The sequence below is a fragment of the Mesorhizobium sp. M0217 genome (assembly GCF_040321955.1).
Taxonomy (GTDB): domain Bacteria; phylum Pseudomonadota; class Alphaproteobacteria; order Rhizobiales; family Rhizobiaceae; genus Mesorhizobium.
On record NZ_JAMYSN010000006.1, the window covers coordinates 264,583 to 286,973 of the forward strand.

20 protein-coding genes, 1 other RNA gene and 1 pseudogene are annotated in these 22,391 nt (G+C 62.2%); 15 read left to right on the forward strand and 7 right to left on the reverse strand.

The window, feature by feature from the left end; genetic code table 11:
• Positions 1-20 precede the first annotated feature (20 nt).
• The 3 genes from NKJ18_RS13550 to NKJ18_RS13560 form a co-directional block, all read right to left on the reverse strand.
• Positions 21-1,889, reverse strand: coding sequence for an extracellular solute-binding protein (locus tag NKJ18_RS13550; RefSeq protein ID WP_352758411.1), 1,869 nt, complete (start codon positions 1,887-1,889; stop codon positions 21-23).
• On the reverse strand, positions 1,889-3,766 hold the full coding sequence (locus NKJ18_RS13555) for an extracellular solute-binding protein (RefSeq protein ID WP_352758413.1): 1,878 nt from the start codon (positions 3,764-3,766) through the stop codon (positions 1,889-1,891). Before NKJ18_RS13555 ends, NKJ18_RS13550 begins: the two co-directional genes overlap by 1 nt.
• Before the next feature lie 151 nt (positions 3,767-3,917).
• On the reverse strand, positions 3,918-4,583 hold the full coding sequence (locus NKJ18_RS13560; RefSeq protein WP_023669512.1) for a c-type cytochrome: 666 nt from the start codon (positions 4,581-4,583) through the stop codon (positions 3,918-3,920).
• 193 nt (positions 4,584-4,776) lie between these two features.
• Between NKJ18_RS13560 and NKJ18_RS13565 the strand changes: the two genes are divergently transcribed.
• On the forward strand, positions 4,777-5,502 hold the full coding sequence (locus tag NKJ18_RS13565) for a 3-deoxy-manno-octulosonate cytidylyltransferase (protein WP_023669513.1): 726 nt from the start codon (positions 4,777-4,779) through the stop codon (positions 5,500-5,502).
• Between the two features lie 23 nt (positions 5,503-5,525).
• Positions 5,526-6,389 carry a prephenate dehydratase gene (locus NKJ18_RS13570; RefSeq protein ID WP_023682034.1) on the forward strand — a complete coding sequence of 288 codons (864 nt, stop codon included), beginning with the start codon at positions 5,526-5,528 and terminating at the stop codon, positions 6,387-6,389.
• 7 nt (positions 6,390-6,396) lie between these two features.
• Here the strand turns inward: NKJ18_RS13570 and NKJ18_RS13575 are convergent, their stop codons facing one another.
• The 3 genes from NKJ18_RS13575 to NKJ18_RS13585 all read right to left on the reverse strand — a co-directional run bounded on the left by NKJ18_RS13575 (position 6,397) and on the right by NKJ18_RS13585 (position 8,174).
• The gene (locus NKJ18_RS13575) at positions 6,397-6,702 is read right to left on the reverse strand and encodes a Dabb family protein (protein ID WP_023669515.1); all 306 of its coding nucleotides are present in this window, start codon (positions 6,700-6,702) and stop codon (positions 6,397-6,399) included.
• A gap of 75 nt (positions 6,703-6,777) precedes the next feature.
• Entirely contained in the window at positions 6,778-7,719 is a 942-nt protein-coding gene (gene nudC, locus NKJ18_RS13580) for an NAD(+) diphosphatase (protein WP_023751922.1), read from the reverse strand.
• Between the two features lie 35 nt (positions 7,720-7,754).
• Entirely contained in the window at positions 7,755-8,174 is a 420-nt protein-coding gene (locus NKJ18_RS13585; protein ID WP_023669517.1) for an HIT domain-containing protein, read from the reverse strand.
• A 157-nt stretch (positions 8,175-8,331) separates the two neighbouring features.
• On the opposite strand from NKJ18_RS13585, the gene ffs reads away from it, so the two are divergent.
• The 12 genes from ffs (at position 8,332) to NKJ18_RS13645 (ending at position 20,012) form a co-directional block, all read left to right on the forward strand.
• An RNA gene (ffs, locus tag NKJ18_RS13590) (signal recognition particle sRNA small type) lies at positions 8,332-8,428 on the forward strand.
• A gap of 204 nt (positions 8,429-8,632) precedes the next feature.
• On the forward strand, positions 8,633-10,444 hold the full coding sequence (locus tag NKJ18_RS13595) for a DNA polymerase III subunit gamma/tau (RefSeq protein ID WP_023669518.1): 1,812 nt from the start codon (positions 8,633-8,635) through the stop codon (positions 10,442-10,444).
• Positions 10,445-10,475: 31 nt separating this feature from the next.
• Positions 10,476-10,799, forward strand: a complete 324-nt coding sequence (locus NKJ18_RS13600) for a YbaB/EbfC family nucleoid-associated protein (RefSeq protein WP_023669519.1) — start codon at positions 10,476-10,478, stop codon at positions 10,797-10,799.
• Between the two features lie 215 nt (positions 10,800-11,014).
• Positions 11,015-11,983, forward strand: coding sequence for a cell wall hydrolase (locus NKJ18_RS13605; protein WP_352758415.1), 969 nt, complete (start codon positions 11,015-11,017; stop codon positions 11,981-11,983).
• A 112-nt stretch (positions 11,984-12,095) separates the two neighbouring features.
• Positions 12,096-12,701 (forward strand): recombination mediator RecR, encoded by a 606-nt coding sequence (recR, locus tag NKJ18_RS13610; RefSeq protein ID WP_023669521.1) that lies wholly within the window; start codon positions 12,096-12,098, stop codon positions 12,699-12,701.
• Between the two features lie 175 nt (positions 12,702-12,876).
• Positions 12,877-14,154 carry a lytic murein transglycosylase gene (locus NKJ18_RS13615; RefSeq protein ID WP_352758416.1) on the forward strand — a complete coding sequence of 426 codons (1,278 nt, stop codon included), beginning with the start codon at positions 12,877-12,879 and terminating at the stop codon, positions 14,152-14,154.
• 264 nt (positions 14,155-14,418) lie between these two features.
• On the forward strand, positions 14,419-16,062 hold the full coding sequence (locus NKJ18_RS13620) for an ABC transporter substrate-binding protein (protein WP_023682026.1): 1,644 nt from the start codon (positions 14,419-14,421) through the stop codon (positions 16,060-16,062).
• Between the two features lie 19 nt (positions 16,063-16,081).
• Positions 16,082-17,149, forward strand: a complete 1,068-nt coding sequence (locus NKJ18_RS13625) for an ABC transporter permease (protein ID WP_023669524.1) — start codon at positions 16,082-16,084, stop codon at positions 17,147-17,149.
• The gene (nikC, locus tag NKJ18_RS13630; RefSeq protein ID WP_023682024.1) at positions 17,146-18,066 is read left to right on the forward strand and encodes a nickel transporter permease; all 921 of its coding nucleotides are present in this window, start codon (positions 17,146-17,148) and stop codon (positions 18,064-18,066) included. The genes NKJ18_RS13625 and nikC overlap by 4 nt, the downstream gene beginning before the upstream one ends.
• Before the next feature lie 10 nt (positions 18,067-18,076).
• Complete coding sequence (locus tag NKJ18_RS13635) at positions 18,077-18,913, forward strand: ABC transporter ATP-binding protein (RefSeq protein WP_023682023.1); 837 nt, start codon at positions 18,077-18,079, stop codon at positions 18,911-18,913.
• Positions 18,910-19,659: an ABC transporter ATP-binding protein gene (locus NKJ18_RS13640; RefSeq protein WP_023692596.1), complete on the forward strand. Its 750-nt coding sequence runs from the start codon at positions 18,910-18,912 to the stop codon at positions 19,657-19,659. Before NKJ18_RS13635 ends, NKJ18_RS13640 begins: the two co-directional genes overlap by 4 nt.
• Positions 19,660-19,673: 14 nt before the next feature.
• Positions 19,674-20,012 carry a hypothetical protein gene (locus NKJ18_RS13645; RefSeq protein WP_023736153.1) on the forward strand — a complete coding sequence of 113 codons (339 nt, stop codon included), beginning with the start codon at positions 19,674-19,676 and terminating at the stop codon, positions 20,010-20,012.
• A 10-nt stretch (positions 20,013-20,022) separates the two neighbouring features.
• On the opposite strand, the pseudogene NKJ18_RS13650 reads toward NKJ18_RS13645, so the two are convergent.
• Positions 20,023-20,799 (reverse strand): annotated as a pseudogene (locus tag NKJ18_RS13650) (efflux RND transporter permease subunit); the annotation flags it as partial.
• Between the two features lie 195 nt (positions 20,800-20,994).
• On the opposite strand from NKJ18_RS13650, the gene NKJ18_RS13655 reads away from it, so the two are divergent.
• Positions 20,995-22,272, forward strand: a complete 1,278-nt coding sequence (locus NKJ18_RS13655) for a 4-aminobutyrate--2-oxoglutarate transaminase (RefSeq protein WP_023692593.1) — start codon at positions 20,995-20,997, stop codon at positions 22,270-22,272.
• Positions 22,273-22,391: the final 119 nt, after the last annotated feature.

Sequence of the window (22,391 nt, forward strand, 5' to 3'; positions counted from 1 at the left end):
GTAAAGTGCCGCGCAACAGCCTACCCTTTGCCAATTTTTGCCGCCTTGCCCTTGTCGACCCACCACAGCGCTTCGACCGGGAAGTCGAAATCGGGTTTCCGCTCGGGAAAACCGAACATGTCCCAATAGGCGCTTCGATGATTCGCCAGGAACCAACTTGGAATCCAATCCCTCCGTGCACGCAAGACCCGGTCGAGCGCGCGCATGGCAATTGTCAGGCTTTCGCGACCCTCGGCGGCACCTGCGGCGTCAACCAGGGCGTCGATGGCCGGGCTCGACGTTCCCGGCAGATTGCGAGAGCCCGATACGGTAGCTGCTCGCGAATGGAAAATGGTTTCGAGGTCATCACGGGTTGGCGTCGCCGGAAACGAGGCCGCGACCGAGACGAGGTCGTAGTCGAACGAATTCTGCCGCAGCTGATATTGCGCGGCATCCACCAGCCGGATCGAGGCATCGATGCCGACCGCCTTCATGTTTTCGACCCAGGGCGAGTAGACCTGTTCGAAGACTTCGTCGTCGACAAGAAACTCTGCGGACAACCGACCACCCTTGTCGTTCACGACGAAATTGCCGGACCGTTTCCAGCCGGCCTCGGCCAGAAGCTTGGCCGCCTTGCCAAGCAACTGCCGGTCGCGGCCGGAGCCGTTCGACGCGTCCTGGATCACGGCTTCGCCAAAAGCCTCGGCGGGAATCTGCTCACGCAGCGGCTCAAGAAGAGCCAATTCTTGTGGCGACGGTCTGCCCTCGGCGCGAAATTCGGATTTCTCGAAGCAGGATTGCGAGCGCTCATAGGAACCGTAGAAGAAATTGCGCCGCGTCCATTCGAAGTCGAAGCACAGCCCGATCGCCTGCCGCACGCGCGAGTCGCGAAACTGCTCGCGCCGCTGGTTGACGGCGGTGCCCTGCATCGAAGGCACCGTTTCGGCCGGGAATTCGTGCTTCACCACCTTGCCGGCAGTGAAGGCTGGGAAGTCGTAGCCGGTCGCCCAGACGCGCGAGGTGAATTCCTCCCTGTAGAGGATTTCTCCCTTCTTGAACGCTTCGAAGGCAACGCTACGGTCCTGATAGAACTCAACGCGAATCCGCTGAAAATTGTTCTGGCCGCCATTGACCGGCAGGTCGTTGCCCCAATAATCAGCCACACGCTCATATTCGATCCAGGCCCCTGCCGACCAGCGACCGACCTTGTAGGCGGCTGACCCCAACGGCGGGTTCATCTGCGAGGAATCGAACGGGTTGGTCGTGTAGAACGCCTTCGACAGGACCGGGAACTCGACGACGTTGAGGATGGTGCGGCTTGTCTGCTTGCCGGAAAACCTAAGCTGCAGCGTGTGGGCATCCACGGCAATCCCGTCATCCAGATGCGTTAGCGGCAGGGAATAGTACGGGTGCCCCTTGTCCTTGAGCAGCTTGAAGGTGAAGGCGGCATCCTCTGCGGTCAATGGCGTGCTGTCATGGAAGCGGGCCTGCGGGCGCAGCGAGAAGGTGAAGTCGTTGCGGTCGTCGGAAATCGTCACGCCGTCAGCGATCAGCCCGTAAACGGCGTCAGGTTCGTCGTACGCTCTCACCATCAGTGAATCGAAGCACATCTCCGTGCGCTGGGGCGAATCGCCTTTGGGGACGAACGAATTCAGCGTGTTGAAGGTCAGCGGCGTCTGGTTGGCAAGCCAGTTGCGCGGCAGGAAGTTGAAGACGCCACCTTGCGGCGCATCGACATTGACATAGTCGAAATGAGTGAAGTCCGGCTTGTATTTGAGGTCGCCGAAAGCCGACAGTCCATGCAGTTTCACGCCGGTTGGGCTGGCGGCGAAAGCCTTGCCCGGCAGCAGCGCAGCAACAGCCGCGGCGCCACTGAGGGCCAGGAAATCGCGGCGAGGGAGCCCCGCCATCAATTGCTGCCCTTGTACTTGGCGGCCAGGGCCTTTTCCTTGTCCGCATCGATCCACCAGGAATCGATATCGGCGCCACGGTAGCCGGGCTGCTTTTCCGGGATGCCGAACTTGTTCCAGTAAGCCAGCCACACAACGGCGCGATAGTATTGCGGCACCACATAGTAATTCCACAGCAGCACGCGATCGAGCGCATGGGTGGTGGCGACGAGGTCATCGCGATCCGTGGCAAAAATGATGCGGTCGACAAGGGCGTCAACGACCGGGTTCTTGATGCCGGAATAATTGCGCGATGCCGGTGTGTCGGCGGACTTGGAGCTCCAAAAATCGCGCTGCTCGTTGCCGGGCGATTCCGACTGTTGGAGCTGTCCTGTGATGACGTCGTAATCGAAATTTCTGACGCGGTTGGTGTACTGGCTCGGGTCGACGATGCGCAGTGTCGCATCGACGCCGATCTTGCGCAGATTGGCGATCCAGGGGCTGGAAATGACCTGGTCGGTTTCATTCGAGCCTAGGATTTCAAACTTGAATGGCTCGCCGGTCTTGGCGTTGACCATCTTGCCGCCCTTGATCACCCAGCCGGCCTGGGCGAACAGGTCGACCGCCTGCTTCAGATATTTGCGCTCCGCCTGCGGCGAATCGTAGACCGGCAACTTGAATTCCTGGGTGAATACTTCCGGCGGCAGCTTGTCGCGGTACTTCTCCAGGATCTCCAATTCCTTGCCTTGCGGCAAGCCGCTAGAGGCTAGGTCCGTGCCCTGGAAATAGCTGTGGGTGCGAGTGTTGAAACCGAAGAACAGCGTGCGGTTCATCGATTCGAAATCGAACGGGTAGGTGAGCGCGGCCCTGACCAGACGATCGGCAAAGAGCTTGTGTCTCTGGTTGAGCATGAAAGCCTGCATCGGCTCGGGCGAGGTGGTCTTGAACTCCTGCTTGATCACATCGCCGGCCTTGATCGCCGCGAAATCATAAAATGTCGCCCAGCGCTTCGAGCTGTTTTCCGGCTTGATATCGTCGAGGCCACCTTTCTTGAACGCCTCCCAGGAGGCGTTGTCGTCAAGAATGTAGGTGAAGTGCTGCGTGTCGAAATTCTCCCGACCGATCTTCACAGCCAGCTTGGCGCCCCAATAGTCGGGGACGCGCTGCCAGACGATTTCCGACCCCGCCTTGAAGCTGGCGATCTTGTATGCAGCCGAGCCCAGCGGCGGCTCCAGCGTCCCCTTGGTGATGTCGCGCTTCTTGCCATTGGCGTCGGTGCCTTCCCACCAATGCTTGGGCAGCACGACAAGGTCGCCGAGGATCTTGGGCAGTTCGCGATTGCCCTTCTGGTCGAAGTGGAACTCGACCTCACGGTCCGAGACAGCGACGGCGTCGGTGACGTTTTCGAAATAGCGGCTGTACATCGGGCTGTTGGCCTTCAGCACCTGGAACGACCAGATCACGTCGTCGACTGTGATCGGCTGTCCGTCATGCCATTTCGCCCGCGGGTCGAGCCGGTAGGTGGCCGAGGAATAGTCGGTCGGGTACTTGTAGGCATCGGCGACGAGCGGGTGGCTGACGCTACCTTCGTCAGTCGCCTGGTCCATCAGCGTGTCGTAGAGCAGGCCGCCGCCAAATGGCTGCAGGCCGGCCGCCGGCGATCCCTGAACGATATAGGGATTGAAGCTGTCGAACGTGCCGGAAACGACCGAATTGTAGGTACCGCCCTTCGGTGCATCCGGATTCACATAATCGTAGCGCTGGAAGTTCTCGCCATATTTGGAGGGGCCGATCAGCGAAGAGGTGGTGTGCCATTCCTGGGGGAAGGATGCCTGCAGGCCGCCTGCGAGGGCGCCCACAACCAGAAAGGACCTCAGAAGCGTTCGGCCAACCGTCATGCGTTCTCCTCGTCGCGATGCCCGGCAATCCTAAATGATTTGACGCCGGTGAAAACCGCCATGCGGCGGCTTTGTCGCCGCATATGCGATTTTCCTAACAAAAAGCCGGGCTGAACCCGGCTTTTTTGAGGTCATGGAGATGACAATTCGGTTATTTGGCGGGCGCCGGTGCCGGCGTCGCAGGGGCTGGAGCTGCACCTTCAGCCGGCTTGGCCGGAGCGGCACCCTCGGCCGGCTTGGCCGGCGCCGTTGCATCGGCGGCGGCACCTGGCGTCGGCAGCGGCTTCGGGCTATCCGACAGCGTGCGCAGATAGGCAATGACGTTGGCGCGGTCCTCGTCCTTCGGCAGGCCGGCAAAGCCCATCGCCGTGCCCTTCACGAATTTCTTCGGCGAGGTGATGAAGTGGTTGAGATTGTCATAGGTCCACTTCTCGGCGCCGCCCTTGGAAAACTCCTTCATGCCGGCCGAATAGGCAAAGCCCTCATGCTCGGCGACGGGGCGGTCGACGATGTCCCAGAGATCCGGGCCGACCTTGTTGGGGCCGCCTTTTTCGCCGGAATGGCAGGCCTGGCATTTCTTAAAGACGGCCGCACCTTGCTCGACATTGGCGGTGGCCAAAAGGTCGGCGATCGGCTTCGCCTCTGCTGCGGGTCCGGCGGCGCCGCCTTCGGCAGGCTCCGTCGCCTCGATGGCAAAGCCGGGTTTTTCCGGCGCCGGCGAGGCAAACAGGGCGTCGGACACCAAACCGACCGAGAAGACGACGAAACAGGTTCCAAGCAACCCGGCGAGCAGTTTGTTGACTTCGTTGGAATCCATACGCCCCAGGGCTCCCTTTTCCGGCGGACCTCTCCGTCCACTCCGTCCGTCGGTATCGTGACCCACCCCGTCGAGCCGGTCAAATCGGGCGGAAACTAGGTCTTTTGCTTGGGCGTTGCAACACCTATAAGGGCGCTTCCAGTGAGACCTTTTGCCACTTTCCCCATCCTCTTTCGAACGCCTTGCAACCTCGATGTCCACGCTCATCCTGATCCCGGCCCGCATGGCCTCGACGCGCCTGCCGGGCAAGCCGCTGGCCGACATAGCCGGCGCGCCGATGATCGTCCATGTCGCCCGCCGCGCCGCTGAGGCTGGGCTTGGCCGGGTAGTGGTGGCAACCGACACGCGCAACGTGGCCGAAGCGGTGCGCGCGCACGGTTTCGAGGCGGTGATGACGCGCACCGACCACGAATCCGGTTCCGACCGTATCTTCGAGGCGCTGACCGCCCTCGACCCCGATCGCAAGGTCGAAACCATCGTCAATGTGCAGGGCGACCTGCCGACCATCGATCCCAAGATCATCGGTGCGGCGCTGAAACCGTTCGAGGACGCTGCGGTCGACATCGCCACGCTCGGCGTCGAGATCGTCCGCGACGAGGAAAAGGCCAACCCCAACGTCGTCAAGATCGTCGGTTCGCCGTTGTCGGCGACGCGGCTGAAGGCGCTCTATTTCACCCGCGCCACCGCGCCCTGGGGCGAGGGGCCGCTCTATCACCATGTCGGCCTCTACGCCTATCGGCGCTCAGCCCTCGAACGCTTCGTCGCGCTAAAACCTTCGCCGCTCGAACGGCGCGAGCGGCTGGAGCAGTTGCGGGCGGTGGAGGCCGGTATGCGCATCGATGCCGAGATCGTGCAATCGCTGCCGCTGGGCGTCGACACGCCGGAAGACCTCGAACGCGCCCGACAAATTCTTTCCTGAGACCTTCAACCTGAGATATCGGCATGCCTGACAAGACCAACAGAATAGCCTTCCAAGGCGAACCGGGCGCCAATTCCGACACCGCCAGCCGCAACATGTTCCCTTCGATGGAGCCGTTGCCGTGCCCCACCTTCGAGGATGCCTTCAACGCGGTCGAGACCAACAAGGCCGACCTCGCCATGATCCCGATCGAAAACACCATCGCCGGCCGCGTCGCCGACATTCATCATCTCTTGCCGGAATCGAAACTCCACATCGTCGGCGAGTATTTTCTGCCGATCCACTTCCAGCTGATGGTGCTGCCAGGCGTCAAACGCGAAGAGATCAAGACCGTGCACAGCCATATCCATGCGCTGGGACAGTGCCGCAAATACATCCGCAAGAACGGTTGGAAGCCGGTGATCGCCGGCGACACGGCGGGCTCTGCGAAGCTGGTCTCGGAGCTCAAGGACCGCACCATGGCCTCGCTCGCCCCGGCGCTAGCCGCAGAACTCTACGGCCTCGACATCATCGAGAAGAACGTCGAGGACACGGATTCGAATGTCACCCGCTTTGTCGTGCTGACCAAGGACAAGCGATTGGCCGAACGGCCCTCGGCCGACACCAAGATGATGACGACCTTCATGTTCCGTGTCCGCAACGTGCCGGCTGCGCTCTACAAGGCAATGGGCGGTTTCGCCACCAACGGCGTCAACATGACGAAGCTGGAGAGCTATCAGTTGGGCGCCTTCACCGCGACGCTGTTCTACGCCGATATCGAGGGCCATCCCGACGATCCACTGGTCAAGCTGGCGCTGGACGAACTGCGCTTCTTCTCGCGCGAAGTGCGCATTCTGGGTGTCTATCCCGCCAGCGAGTCGCGCGAGCAGTGGAAGGTCGCGGACTAAGGTTCCCCTAAACCAGCAGGGTCAGCGGCACATAGTCGATTTCCATGAAGGTTTCGACTTCCGGGATCCAGCGGTCGCGCACGAAGGCAACGTGGTCGGGATGCTCGTTATATCTGGTGTAGGCGGCCTGATCGACGAACTCCATCGAGAAGCCGAAGTGATAGTCGTTCTTCGGGCTGACTTGCCGCAGCGGCTCGAAATGGGTGACGCCCTTGATTGCGCTGAGAATGCGCTTGGCATCGGAGAGGAACCGCTTTTCCTCCAGCGAGTACTGCGGGTGCTTCAGGGTGAAAACCACGGTGTGACGGATCATTTTTTGCTCCCGTTAAGCAATTCCAGGAAAAGTGTGAAGCGGTTTTCCGTCCGGAATTGCGTAAAATAACAAGTCTTATTCGCTGTCGACCCAGGCGCGGATCAGATGATGCGCGATCGCGCCTTTCGGCGGCGTGACCAGATTGTCCTTGTGCGTCCTCTCCAGCATGGAACGCACCTCGTCGCGAAAAAACCAGCGGCAATCTTCCAACTCGTTGAGATCGGCCTGAATGTCGTCACTGAGCGGTTCGCCGAAACAGCCGATCATCAGCGAATAGGGGAACGGCCAGGGTTGGCTGGCATGGTAGACAACGCGGCCGAGCCGGATGCCGGCTTCCTCCAGCGTTTCGCGGCGCACCGCCGCCTCGATCGTCTCGCCCGGCTCGATGAAGCCGGCAAGCGCCGAGTACATGCCGGGCCCGAAATGCCGGCCGCGGCCGAGCAGGCATTTTTCCCGCGTCGCCGTCAGCATAATCGCCACCGGATCGGTGCGTGGAAAGTGCTCGGTGCCGCAATTTGGGCAATGGCGCTTGTAGCCGCCGGCCCGCATTTGCGATTCATGGCCGCATTTGCTGCAGAAGCGATGGGTGGCATGCCAGGCAAGCAGGGCGGCGCCTTGCGCCAGCGCGCCCGCTGCCGCCTCGTCGATCAGCCCCTGCATATAGACCGAGCGATAATCGATCGCCTTCATGGTCTCCGGCAGCTGTTCGGGATCGAGGCCGACCGGCACGGCAAGTACCGGGCCGCTCTCGGCAAAGCCAAGCAGCACGCCTTGTGCGAGTGATGGCTGCAGCTTCTGGCTCTCAGCCAGATCGAACCAAGGGTCGAAGCTGCCATCGTGCAATTTCAGATACAGCCGTCCGCCATGCATCGGCAGAAGACGTGCCGAGGGATCGGCCAACGCCCTTTCGACGGAATCGTCGGCGCGGTTCTCGGATTGCCGATCAATCGTGTTTCCGGCGAAGCCGACGAACTGGCTCGGTTCGCGCAAGGGCGCGTCAAAAAGGCGAAGGGTCATGGAAGCTCGAACGTCTAGGGATGGACACAGGCGGCTTATAGCGCCGCCTTGATCTGTTGCGCAAACTGGCGGATGCCTGAACGCTCATAGGGCTCGCGCATGCCGTGCCCCCACACCGGCCCCGGCCAGCCCGGATCGCCTTCCGAGCGGGCGATGACGTGGACATGCAATTGCCGAACGATGTTGCCGAGCGCGCCGGTGTTGATCTTGGTGCAGCTCGTGGTTCTTTTCAGCGCCTGCGCCACCATGTTGGTTTCGAAGGTCAACATCGCCTGGTCGAGCGGCGTCATGTCGTGGATTTCTTCGGCCCCCGGCCGCTGCGGCACCAGGACCAGCCATGGCCAGCGGCTATCGTTCATCACCCTGAGCTCGCACAGGCCGAGCCACATCAGCTGCTCGCTATCCGCCTCCAGCCTGGAGTCGAGCGTGAATCCGGCCTTGAGGCCCGGTAGCATTGGCGTTTCCCTTGCGCTTCTCGCATTATTCCCAAACTCATCACGCTAGAGCGGCTGCACGGGGGCTGCAAGCGATTCATTGAGCGGCGGAGTTCACGGGCATCCGATTCTCAATGCACCCTTGCATTTGATCGCTGAATTGCCGATATGGAACGCGGGAGGTTGGTGGTGGACGATCCACTCGCCAACCGGGTCAGGTCCGGAAGGAAGCAGCCCTAACGAGCCCGGAACGGGTCATTGTTCCAGCCTCCCACCTCATCGGCCCCTCTCGCGACATTGACGACGCATTGCAGCGCGGGCGAGACTATTGGAGCAATTCCAGGGAAAGTGTGAGCGGTTTCCCGTCCGGAATTGCGTTAAAGCAAAGGGTAGAGCGGTTTGCCGTTTCAGAAAACGGTGAAACGATCTAGCAGGAATCGGCTACGCTGAGACGCGGCCTTTTGGAGCTTTACGGGCGAATGAGCGAAGCCGGAAATTCGGACCCCGAAAACCTGGAGAAGCAAAAGGCCGTCGCCTATCGCGTGCTGGCGCGCAAATATCGTCCGTCGAATTTCTCCGAACTGATCGGCCAGGAGCCGATGGTCCGCACTTTGACCAACGCTTTCTCCACAGGCCGCATCGCCCAGGCCTGGATGCTGACCGGCGTGCGCGGCGTCGGTAAGACCACGACGGCGCGCATCCTGGCGCGGGCGCTCAACTACAAGACGCCGACGGTCGACCATCCCTCGGTCGACCTCGCCCTCCTGGGCGAGCACTGCCAGGCGATCATGGAAGGCCGCCATGTCGACGTCATCGAGATGGACGCCGCGTCGCATACCGGCATCGACGACATCAGGGACATTATCGAGCGCGTGCGCTATGCCCCGGTGTCGGCGCGCTACAAAGTCTACATCATCGACGAAGTGCACATGCTCTCCACCCAGGCCTTCAACGGCCTGTTGAAGACGCTGGAAGAGCCGCCGCCGCACGTCAAATTCATCTTTGCCACCACCGAAATCCGCAAAGTGCCGATCACCGTGCTGTCGCGCTGCCAGCGTTTCGACCTGAGACGCATCGATGCTGGCGCACTGGTCGCGCACCTCTCCTCGATTGCCGGCAAGGAAGGCATATCGGTCGACGACGACGCGCTGGCGATGATCGCGCGCGCCGCCGAAGGCTCGGCCCGCGATTCGCTCTCCATCCTCGACCAGGCGATCGCCCATGGCGGCGGCGCCGTCAGCGCCGAAGCGGTGCGCGCCATGCTGGGTCTCGCCGACCGCGCCCGCATCGTCGACCTGTTCGAACATGTCATGAAGGGCGATGTGGCGGCCGCCCTTGCCGAATTCCGCAACCAGTACGACACCGGCGCCGATCCGGCTGCCGTGCTGACCGATCTGGCCGAATTCAACCACCTCGTCACCCGGCTGCGCTTCGTGCCGACGGCTGCCGACGACGCTTCCCTGTCCGAGGATGAGCGCCGCCGCGGCGCCGACTTCGCCAGCACGCTGTCGGTCAAGGTTCTGTCGCGGACCTGGCAGATGCTCTTGAAAGGCATTCCCGAGGTGCAGTCGTCCAACCGCCCGGTCAGCGCCGGCGAGATGGTGCTGATCCGCCTGGCGCATGCCGCCGACCTGCCGACGCTGGACGAGGCGCTGAAATCTCTAGAGAGCGGCGCTCCGGCGTCCGGTGGTGTGTCACGCCCGAATGGTGCGCCGGTAAATGCCGGCAATGGCGGCGGCGCCAGCGCGGTAGCGCAGACCCGGATGCCGTCCGGGCCAGCCGGTGCGCAAACCATGCGATTGGTCGACGCGCCCCCGGTCGCCTTTGTCGCGCCTCCGCAGCCGGTCGTCGAGCCGCAATCGCCGCCGCTGAAATCGCTGGCCGATATTGTCGCTCTTGCCGACGCGCAGCGTGACATCGCCTTCAAGGTGCTGGTCAAGAGCTGTATTCGCCTGGTGCGCATCGAGCCCGGCCGTATCGACGTCGGCCTGACCGCCGATGCGCCCAAGATGCTGCTCAACGACTTGACGACGAAGCTGCGCGCCTGGACCGGCCGCAACTGGCTGGTGTCATTGTCGAAGGAAGAGGGCGGCCAAACGCTGGCCGAGATGGAATCGACCAGGCGCGAGACTGCTTTCTCCGACGCGAAAAGCGATCCGGCTGTGGCCGCCATCCTGGCGCGCTTTCCCGGCGCCAAGATTATCGACGTGCGCATTCCCGACGCGCCGGAAGTCGACACCGACAAGGCCGAAGCGCCGGTCGAGCCGCCATCCGACGACGACGAAACCTGACCATAGCCACGAATCCGCAAAGGACCCGACCATGAAAGATCTTCTCGGCCTGATGGGCAAGGCGAAGGAAATGCAGGCCAAGTTCCAGGCCATGCAGGACGAGATCGCGACGATTGAAGCAAGCGGGCAGGCGGGCGGCGGGCTGGTCAATGTCACGCTGACCGGCAAGTTCGAAATGAAGTCGCTGAAGATCGATCCGTCGCTGTTCAAGGAGGACGAGGTCGAGATTCTCGAAGACCTGCTGCTGGCCGCTCACAATGACGCCAAAAATAAGGTCGAGCAGATTATGCAGGAGAAGACCAAGGCGCTGACGGCAGGCTTGCCGATCCCGCCCGGAATGAAATTGCCGTTCTGAGCCGGCCCAACCAGTTAATTGATTATGAAGGGAAATCGGCTGCGGAGGCTGTTGTTAAGACTTTCTCGGGCTTTGCTCACGGACATATCCGGGCATTTATAAAGTTTTACCTATGCTGCACGAAAGCTAATCCTTTAGCCATCTTTTTGCCTTTAAGAGTCTCATTCTTGCCACATCTCGGGGCGAGCTGGCATCTGGACAATGAGGCATTTTTGTTGATCGCTACGCGATGGAAGACGCCGCTTCTGCTCGGCATTATCTTCTCTCCTGTGTTCCTGGCCGGTTGCAGCCAGACCACGTCTTCGCATGGCCTGTCGGTCGCCAGCCTGACCGACGCCATCACGCCCAGCTTCCTTTCGACGCGCGCCTACCGCAACACGCCGAAGGAGAAGGAATGCCTGGAGCGGGCGATGTTCTTCGAGTCCAACCGCTCGAGCCGTGACGGCATGATCGCCGTCGGCACGGTGGTGATGAACCGGCTGCGCTCCGGCAATCATGGCAGCACCATTTGCCAAGTGGTTGGCGAACCGGGCCAGTTCGCGCCCGGCGTGATGACGCGGGCGATGAATTCGAAAGCGATGCCCGATGTCGAGGAGGCCGCCGATGCGGTGCTCAAGGGCGAGCGCAAGGCCAAGCTGAAGAACACGATGTACTTCCACACCGCCGGACTGAGGTTCCCCTACAAGAACATGCATTACACCATGGTTGCCGGCGGCAACGCCTTCTACGAGAAGCGCGGTCGCAACTGGCAGCCGCTGCCGGATGAATCCACGACCATGGTTGCCTCGGCGCAGCCGCGCGCGCCTGTGCCTGAAGCGCCGTTGCAGGTTGCCTACGCCGAGCCGGTGGTGAAGACCATTGTCCGTCCAGATCCGGCCAAGCAGGCCGCGGCGGTTCGCGCAGCCAAGGCGACACGTGCCCCGGCCGAGCAGACCTATGTGACGGCTTCCGCGGCGCCCGCCAAGAGCGCCGGCGTCGCCGCCAAGCAGACGGAGGTGGCGATGCAGGAGCCGATGGCCGAGCCCGATGCCTCGCGTTTCGGCGGCACGCTGAACGCCCGCTACATCACCTCGGTTCCATCGGCAACGCAGGAAGCGTCGATGGGCTTCCAGTCGACGCCTGAGAACACCGACGCTATCGGCGCAATGATCGTCGATCAAACCCGGCCGCTCTCAGCCTACTGACGCCTAAAACAGTTTCCGAGCCCGCCATGGCAGCATGGCGGGCTCGGTGCGTATGCGCATGTTTCAAAGCGCGCGGATTTCAAAGCGCGCGGAAAAATCCTAGATCAGTGCGATGTCGAAGCGAATCGCCGGTCCCGAGATCGAACGCCTGATCCAGCTCCTGGCCAAGGTCCCGGGGCTAGGGCCGCGTTCGGCCAGGCGTGCGGCACTGCACCTCATCAAGAAGAAGGAGCAGCTTTTGTCGCCGCTCGCCGCCGCCATGGCTGAAGCCGCCGACAAGGTGCGCATCTGCACGACCTGCGGCAATGTCGATACCTCCGACCCTTGCATGATCTGCACCGATCCGCGCCGCGATGCCTCGACGCTGATCGTCGTCGAGGATGTCTCCGACCTCTGGGCGCTGGAGCGGGCGGCGGCCATGAATGTGCGCTACCATGTGCTCGGCGGCACGCTGTCGCCGCTCGACGGCATCGGCCCCGACCAGCTCAATGTCCGCTCGCTGGTCGACCGCGTCGCCGGCGGCGAGGTGAAGGAGGTGATCCTCGCCGTCAACGCCACCGTCGAGGGCCAGACGACGGCGCATTATCTCACCGACCAGTTGTCGGGCTTCGAGGTCAAGGTGACACGACTTGCCCATGGCGTGCCGGTTGGCGGCGAGCTTGATTATCTGGATGAGGGTACGCTGGCAGCCGCGTTGCGATCGCGGACGGCGTTTTGACGCAATTGGCGGGGATGCTCCGGAGATGACAGCATTCCTTCGGGCCCCCCTCTGTCCTGCCGGACATCTCCCCCTCAAGGGGGGAGATCAGCAGCTTCTCGGGCGGCATTCTTCTTTCAACGCTGGTGGTTGGCGAAAACCGAAGCGACAGCCAATCTCCCCCCTTGAGGGGGAGATGTCCGGCAGGACAGAGGGGGGCGCGACAGAACGCGGATCTTTCGGATTGGCGCTCGTTGCGCTCCTCGCATCCCTTGTTGCCCTGCTTTTTGTAGCCCCCGCCTCCGCTGCCAAAATCGATGACCAGTTCCGCGCCTGGCTGCAAACCGATCTCTGGCCGCAAGCCCAGACCAAAGGCATCTCCAAATCCACCTTCGACGCCGCTTTCGACGGCGTGAAGCCGAACCTCAAATTGCCCGACCTCGTCCTGCCCGGCGAGAAACCCAAAACTCCGCAAAAACAGCATCAGGCCGAGTTCGGTTCGCCCGGCGCCTATTTCGCCGAAAAGACGGTGCGCGCCGTCACGTCAGGTGGGCGCACGCGCGAGGCGGCCAACGCCAAGACGCTGGCTGCGATCGAAAAGCGCTACGGTGTCCCGGGCGAGATACTGTTGGCGATCTGGGGCCGCGAGACCGGCTTCGGCGCGGCGAAAATGCCCTACGACGCCTTCGAGGTTCTCGGCACCAAGGCGTTCATGTCGACCAAGAAGGACTTCTTCCGCACCGAGGTACTGGCGGCGCTCGAGATCGTCGAGCATGGGTTGGCGCCGGTCGGCGCCATGAAATCGTCCTGGGCCGGCGCGCTCGGCCAGCCGCAATTCATGCCGACCTCGTTCCTGAAGCACGCCGTCGACTACGACGGTGATGGGCACCCGGACATCTGGAATTCGACGCCGGACGTGCTGGCCTCGATCGCCAACTATCTCGTCCACTATGGCTGGGTGAAGGGGCGTGGCTGGGGTTTCGAGGTGACGGTTCCGGAAAGCGTTTCCTGCTCGCTCGAAGGTCCCGACCAGGGCAAGAAGATCTCAGCCTGGGCGGCGATGGGAATCAGCCGCGTCGGCGGCAAAGCCTTTCCGGCCAACGAACCGAAGGCGGAAGGGTTCCTTTTGATGCCGGCCGGACGCAGCGGTCCGGCCTTCATCGCCACGACAAATTTCTACGTGCTGAAGCAATACAACACCAGCGACCTCTACGCCCTGTTCATCGGCCATGGCGCTGACCGCATCGCCCATGGCGATGCTGATTTCGTCGGCAGCTGGGGTGCGGTCGGCGGCCTGCATCGTTCCGACATCGCCGCGCTGCAACGGGCGCTGGAGGCCAAGGGCTACGATGTCGGCAGCGCCGACGGCCTGCCCGGCTTCAAGACCCGCCGCTCGATCGGCAGCTGGCAGGAAAAGAACGGCCGCCCCGCCACCTGCTTCCCCGACGCCGATCTGGTTGCTGCCATCAAGTAACACCGAAAAGAGCAGATTTTTCCCCATCGGCGGCTGCAATTGGCTCGCCCATGCTTCGACGCGCACAGCATATTCCGGTCCAGTATGCCGGCTCGCAAAAATGCCCGTTGCCGGTTGGAGGGCTGCCGGATAGGGTGTTGACCAACTGGAAAAAAATCAACACGGTATGGGGTCTAACGGTCGTCCTCCGGCCGCGAAAAAGATTACTGCAGCCCTGAGCCGGGAACTCGGGGTCAACAATCAACAAAACAGGGAACAATCATCATGATGATGGAAAAGTTTGCTCTACGTTCGCGCGTCTGGCTCGCAGGTGCTGCCATGTCCGCTCTGCTCATTGGCGTCGCGCCGGCCTTTGCCGTGACCCCCGCCGACACGCTGGTCGAAGGTTTTGCCATCGACGACATCATCTCCATGGATCCGGGCGAGGCGTTCGAACTGTCGACCGCCGAAGTCACCGGCAACACCTATGATCTGCTGGTCCGCCTCGACCTCAGCGACACCTCCAAGGTCAAGGGCGACCTTGCCGAGAGCTGGACCGTCTCCGACGACGGCCTGGTCTATACGTTCAAGCTCAAGCCCGGCCTAAAGTTCGCTTCGGGCAATCCACTGACGGCCGCCGATGTCGCCTATTCCTTCGAGCGCGCCATCAAGCTGGATAAGCCGCCGGCATTCATCATCAACCAGTTCGGCATCAGCGGCGACAATGTTGCCGACAAGGCCAAGGCCGTCGACGATACCACCTTCCAGTTCACCGTCGACAAGGCCTATGCGCCGAGCTTCGTGTTAAACTGCCTGTCGGCAACGGTCGCTTCGGTCGTCGACGCAAAGCTGGTCAAGGAACATGTCGCCGCGGTGACGCCGAGTGCCGACTACAAATGGGACAACGATTTCGGCAACGCCTTCCTGAAGACCGGTTATGCCGGCTCCGGCGCCTACAAGCTGCGCGAATGGCGGGCCAATGAGGTCGTCGTGCTGGAGCGCAACGACAATTACAATGGCGAGAAGGCCAAGCTCGCCCGCGTCATCTACCGCAACATGAAGGAAAGCTCGGCACAGCGCCTGGCGCTCGAAGCAGGCGACATCGACGTTGCCCGCAACCTCGAGCCGAACGATCTCGACGCCATCGCCAAGAATGCCGATCTCACCACGACCAGCGCGCCGAAGGGCACGGTCTTTTACATCAGTCTCAACCAGAAGAATCCGAACCTCGCCAAGCCCGAGGTTCGCCAGGCGTTCAAATATCTGGTCGACTACGATGCGCTGAGCACGACCATCCTCAAGGGCATTGGCGAGATTCACCAGACCTTCCTGCCCAAGGGCGTGCTGGGCGAACTGGACGAAAATCCGTTCAAGTTCGACGTCGCCAAAGCCAAGGAACTGCTGACCAAGGCCGGCCTGGCCGACGGCTTCAGCGTAACCATGGACGTACGCACGGGACAGCCGACAACGGGCATGGCGGAATCGATCCAGCAGACGCTTGGCCAAGCCGGCATCAAGCTGGAAATTATCCCGGGCGACGGCAAGCAGACGCTGACCAAATACCGCGCCCGCAATCATGACATCTATATCGGCCAGTGGGGCCAGGACTATTTCGATCCGAACTCCAACGCCCAGACCTTTGCCTCAAACCCGGACAATTCGGATGAAGGCAAGACCAAGACGCTGGCCTGGCGCAATGCCTGGGACATCCCGGACCTGACAAAGCAGACCGAAGCAGCCTTGCTGGAGAAGGATGCCGGCAAGCGCGCCGATATGTACAAGAGTCTTGAAAAGACGATCCTCGACACCAGCCCCTTCGTCATCATCCACCAGCAATTGGAAGTGGCAGGCCTGCGCAAAAACCTGAAAGGCTTTGCGCTCGGTCCGAGCTTCGACACCAACTTCGTCGGCCCGGTCTCCAAGGAATAGCGCCGGCGGACGCGCCCTGATGAGCGCGATTGAAAACCAGGCGACGGCGGGGCAGGGAAGCGCCCGCGCCGTCGCTATCTTGTTGGCGATCGGCCGCTTCCTGGTCATCGCCGTCACCACCTATCTCGGCCTGCTCGCGGTGACCTTTTTCATCGGCCGCGTCATCCCGATCGATCCGGTGCTGGCGGTGCTCGGCGACCGCGCACCGGCCAATGTCGTCGAGCGCACCCGCCGCGAGATGGGGCTCGATCTTCCGTTGATCGAGCAATTCTATATCTATCTCAAGCATGCGCTGAACGGTGATTTCGGCACCTCTGTGCTGACCACCAATCCTGTGATGACCGACATCCGCCGTGCCTTTCCGGCAACGATCGAACTGGCGACTTTGGGCACTCTGATAGGCTCGTTGATCGGCGTGCCGCTCGGCGTGCTGGCAGCGGTAAAACGCGGCAGTCTCATCGACCAGATCGTTCGCATTGTCGGCCTGATTGGCTATTCCGTGCCTATCTTCTGGATCGGGCTTTTGGGGCTTGTCCTGTTCTACGCCAAGCTCCAATGGGTGGCTTTTCCTGGCCGCCTCGACATCGTCTACGAGTACACATTCACACCGATCACCGGCTTCTACCTGCTCGACGCCGCGCTGCAGGGCCAGTGGGATGTCTTCTACGACGCTTACCGCCACATCATCCTGCCGGCAGGGCTGCTGGGCTATTTCTCGCTCGCCTATATCAGCCGAATGACGCGCTCCTTCATGCTGAATGAGCTGTCGCAGGAATACATCGTCGCCGCGCGCGCCAAGGGCCTGTCTGAAACGCGAATCATCTGGGGCCATGCGCTGCGCAACGCCGCGGTGCCGATGGTCACGGTGATCGCGCTGTCCTATGCCGGGCTGCTCGAAGGTTCGGTGCTGACCGAGACGGTGTTCTCCTGGCCCGGCATCGGCCTCTACATCACCAATTCGCTGCAGAACGCCGACATGAACGCCGTGCTCGGCGGCACCATCGTCATCGGTTCGGTGTTCATCGGCATCAATCTCCTGTCCGACGTTCTCTACAAGGTGCTCGATCCGAGGACGAAGACAGGATGAGCGCCGAAGCAATCCAAACGCGCCGCGATTGGCTGCTCAGCGATCGGCCGGCCTCGCGCATGCAGGCACGGCTCGGCCGCGCCTACGTCGCTTGGCGGCGCTTTTCCGCCAACCGGCTGGCGTTTCTCGGCCTGCTCATCATCATCGCGCTGCTGCTGGTCGCCGCCTTTGCCGATGTGCTGGCGCCCTATTCGCCGACCATCGGCGATCTCAAGAATGCCCGGCTTTTGGCGCCGAGTGCGGCGCATTGGTTCGGCACCGACGATCTCGGCCGCGATATCTATTCGCGCATTCTTTTTGGCTCACGCTGGACCCTCTATGTCGTCATTCTTGTCGCTGTCATCGCAGCCCCCATCGGCCTTTTGGTAGGCACCGTCGCCGGCTATGCCGGCGGCTGGACCGATGCCATTCTGATGCGCATTACCGACATCTTCCTCGCCTTTCCCAAGCTGATCCTGGCACTGGCCTTTGTCGCCGCCCTTGGTCCCGGGATCGAAAACGCGGTGCTGGCCATCGCCATCACCTCGTGGCCGCCTTACGCGCGAATTGCGCGGGCCGAGACGATGACCGTGCGCAATTCGGATTACATCAAGGCGGTGCAATTGATGGGCGCCTCTCCGTTCCGCATCGTGCTGCGCCACATCATGCCGCTCTGCATCTCTTCGCTCATCATCCGGGTGACGCTCGATATGGCCGGCATCATCCTCACCGCCGCCGGCCTCGGCTTCCTCGGCCTGGGCGCCCAGCCGCCGCTGCCGGAATGGGGCACCATGATCGCGTCCGGCCGCCGCTTCGTGCTCGACCAATGGTGGGTGGCCGGCGCGCCGGGCTTCGCCATCCTCATCGTCAGCCTCGGCTTCAACCTGCTTGGCGACGGCCTGCGCGATGCGCTCGATCCCCGGAGTGGCGACCAATGAGTGGTGACCAATGAGCGGTGCACTTCTCGATGTCGACGACCTGCGCGTCACCTTCCCGACTCGGACCGGCCTCATCCAGGCGGTGCGCGGCGTCACTTTTTCGCTTGGCCGAGAGCGGCTGGGCATTGTCGGTGAAAGCGGCTCCGGCAAGTCGCAGACCGGCCGCGCCATCATGGGCCTGACGCCGCCGCAGGCTCTGGTGTCGGCCAAGAAGCTCGCCCTCGACGGCATCGACCTTCTGGCCATACCGGCCCGTCAGCGCCGGGCGCTGCGCGGCAAACGCATCGCCATGATCCTGCAGGATCCGAAATATTCGCTCGACCCCGTGATGAGCATCGGCCGCCAGATCGTCGAGACGCTGCGCACGCATGAAAAGGTCTCCAAGGCCGAAGCGCGCGAGCGGGCGCTGGCCATGCTGGAAGCTGTGCAGATCCGCGATCCCTCGCGTGTCTTCGACCTGCATCCGCACGAGGTGTCCGGCGGGATGGGCCAGCGCGCCATGATCGCAATGATGCTGATCGCCGGACCGGAACTGATGATCGCCGACGAGCCGACCTCGGCGCTCGACGTCACCGTGCAACTCGATGTGCTCGGCATCCTCGACCGCTTGGTCAGTGAGCGCGGCATGGGTCTGATCTTCATCTCGCACGATCTGCGGCTGGTCGCCTCCTTCTGCGACCGCGTCATCGTCATGTATGCCGGCAAGGTGGTCGAGCAGCTCAAGGCGTCGGAGCTGCGCGACGCCCAGCATCCCTACACGCGCGGCCTGCTCAACTGCATGCCCAGGATCGGTTACGAACGCCACCCGCTGCCGGTGCTCGACCGCAAGCCGGAGTGGGCGGCATGACGCCAGCCATTTCGATTGAAGGGCTGGAGGTGGTGTTCGACCGTTTTCGCGCGCTGAAAGGGGCGAACCTCGAGGTGAAGTCCGGCGAATCCTTCGGCCTGGTCGGCGAGAGCGGTTCCGGCAAGTCGACGCTGCTCAAAGCCATTGCCGGCCTGGTGCCTGTCGCATCCGGTACTATCACGGTCAATGGCAAGACGCTGGGAGCGCGCCGCGACAAGGCTTTTTATCGCGAAGTGCAGATGGTCTTCCAGGACCCCTATGGTTCGCTGCACCCGCGTCAGACCGTCGACCGCCTGCTACAGGAACCGCTCGCCATTCACGGCTTTGCCGATGGCGAGCAACGCATCCAGCGCGCCCTCGACGAGGTCGGATTAGGCAACGGTTTCCGTTTCCGCTACGCGCACCAGCTCTCCGGCGGTCAGCGTCAGCGCGTGGCGATCGCGCGGGCGCTCATCCTCGAACCGTCGATCCTGCTGCTCGACGAACCGACATCGGCGCTCGACGCTTCGGTGCAGGCCGAAGTGCTCAACCTGCTCGAAGAAATTCGCCGGCGGCGCAAGCTGACCTTCCTGATGGTCAGCCACGACCTCGCCATCATCACCCATATGTGCGAGCGCCTGATGGTGATGCAGAATGGCGAAGCGGTGGAAAATCTCACCGCGGGCCAGCTGATCGGGCATCGGGTGGAGAAGGATTATACGCGCAATCTGTTGAGGGCGAGCGAGGGGTTTGTGCGGACCGCTTGAATCTGGGGTTTCCTATGGCGGAATGGAAGTTCGAAGACCCACCCAATGTCGCGGTGTTGTCGGACAGAAGCATATTTAAACGTGGTGACTGGATCGCATACGTTGTGCATGAAGCTGATGACGACGATAACCACAACGATGAGGGTGGCAGTTGGCAATTTCATAGCAGCGACAAGCCAAATCGAGATGAACCCGAGATAATGCTCGTCAGCCTCCAGAATGTGGTTCAGCGGGATGAGAGCATCCTGGAATTGGCCGATTTGCCAAAAGGCTGGCATGCTTGGCGCACCTCAAAATTGTCGCCCTGGCAGCGCGCTAAATCACTCCCTGTACCCTCCAACGACAACGAGTGATGCAGCAGGGCTAAGTCGAGCTTTGCGCCAGTTCGCCGTTCTCCGGAACAGATGGTTCGTCCCCCTGCTTAGGCTCTTGATCCTGAACCACGTCACTTAAAGCGCCGGCAGGAACAGCAGCGTGATCGCCGTGCCGGCTATGATGCCGCCCATCATGGCGTAGGCCATCGGGCCCCAGAACACTTCGCGCGCGATCGGGATCAGCGCTAGGCTGGCGGCCGCGGCTGTCAGCGCGATCGGCCGCATGCGGTGCTTGGTCGCTTCGATCACGGCTTCCCAGCGGTCTTGGCCCTCGGCCACCAGATACCCGATCTGCACGATCAGGATCACCGAGTTGCGGATCAGGATGCCGATCAGCGCCAGGACGCCCAGAATGGCGACGAAGCCGAGCGGTGCGCCGCTCGGCACCAGGGCCGCGACCACGCCGATCAGGCCGAGCGGCGCCACCGCCACCACCAGGAACAGGCGCTGAAAACTTTGCAACTGGATCATCAGGATGGTCGCCATCACGAACAGCATCAGCGGCACCACCGCTGCGATCGGTCCCTGGCTTTTGGCGCTTTCCTCGACCGAGCCGGCGGTTGCAACGGAATAGCCGGGCGGCAGTTTGGCGATGAAGGCGTCGACCGACGGCTTCAATTCGTTGACGACGGTGGCCGGCAGCACGTCGCCAACGAGGCGCGAACGGTGATCGTCGGGATGCGGTTGCGCCGCCACACCGTCGGCTGTTCGAGGTCGTAGCGGAAGTCGCCACTGCCGCGAGCGGGATCGCTTCGCCGTTCCCGGTGACGGGTGAGCTGTCACGGACTGCCCCGTACGTGTATCGGTCGGCTGGTTAAGACCGGTCTGTCGAAGTGGCCCGCATCGACGACAGGCCCAATCGCCCGGCGGCGGTGCCAACTTGAGGAAAACGTGAAATAAGGTCAGAAGAGGCCTTGGCATTCATCTAACGAGAACGGGCGTCGGCCCGATGAGGGACGAAATGAAGAACGCAGCCATTTCCGAGCGCAAGAACCAGTCGATCTCGCGCGGCGTCGGCATGACGACGCAGATCTATGCCGACCGCGCCGAGAATTCGGAGATCTGGGATGTAGAAGGCCGCCGATACATCGATTTCTCCTCCGGCATCGCCGTCGTCAACACCGGCCACCGCCATCCCAGGGTGATCGAGGCGGTCAAGGCACAGCTCGACCGCTTCACCCATACCTGCCACCAGGTCGTGCCCTATGAGAGCTATGTGCGGCTGGCCGAACGGCTGAACGGCATGCTGCCCGGCAAGTTCGAGAAGAAGACCATCTTCGTCACCACGGGCGCTGAAGCCGTCGAGAACGCCATCAAGATCGCCCGCAACGCCACTGGCCGCCAAGCCGTCATCGCCTTTGCCGGCGGCTTCCACGGCCGCACCTTCATGGGCATGGCGCTGACCGGCAAGGTCGTGCCCTACAAGGTCGGCTTCGGCGCCATGCCGGGCGACGTCTACCACGCGCCCTTCCCGGTGCCGCTGCATGGCGTGTCGGTTGCCGATTCGCTTGCCGCGCTCGACAGACTTTTCAAGGCCGATGTCGATCCGGCTCGCGTTGCCGCCATCATCATCGAGCCGGTCCAGGGCGAGGGCGGCTTCTACGACGCGCCGCGCGAATTCCTGACGGCGCTGCGCAAGCTCTGCGACCAGCACGGCATGCTGCTGATCGCCGATGAGGTGCAGACCGGCTTTGCCCGCACCGGCAAGATGTTCGCCATGGATCATCATGAGGTCGCGGCCGACATTACCACCATGGCGAAAAGCCTGGCCGGCGGCTTCCCGCTGGCGGCGGTCACCGGCCGCGCCGACATCATGGATGCGCCCGGTCCTGGCGGGCTCGGCGGCACCTATGGCGGCAGCCCGATCGGTGTCGCCGCAGCACACGCCGTGCTTGACGTCATCGAGGACGAAAAGCTGTGCGACCGCGCCAATACGCTGGGCGCCCGGCTGAAACAGCGGCTGCAGTCGATCCGCGACGACGTGCCCGAGATTGTCGACATCAGGGGTCTCGGCTTCATGAACGCGGTCGAGTTCAACGACGTCAAGAAGGGCCTGCCGTCGGCCGAGATCGCCAATGCGATCCGGCTGAAGGCGCTCGACAAGGGGCTGATCCTGCTGACCTGCGGCGTCTACGGCAACGTCATCCGTTTCCTGGCTCCGATCACCATCCAGGACAATGTCATGAACGAGGCGCTCGACATTCTGGAAAGCTCGATCCGCGAAGTCTGCGCTGCCTAGCGCAAACCCTACCTCCCCCTTGTGGGCATAGGCGCTAAGATAGCTTTGGCATGGACTGAAATTTGCGCTTTCGTGGTGGTTCGCGCCAGCGATATCGCAAGGCATGGAGATTTTGGCGC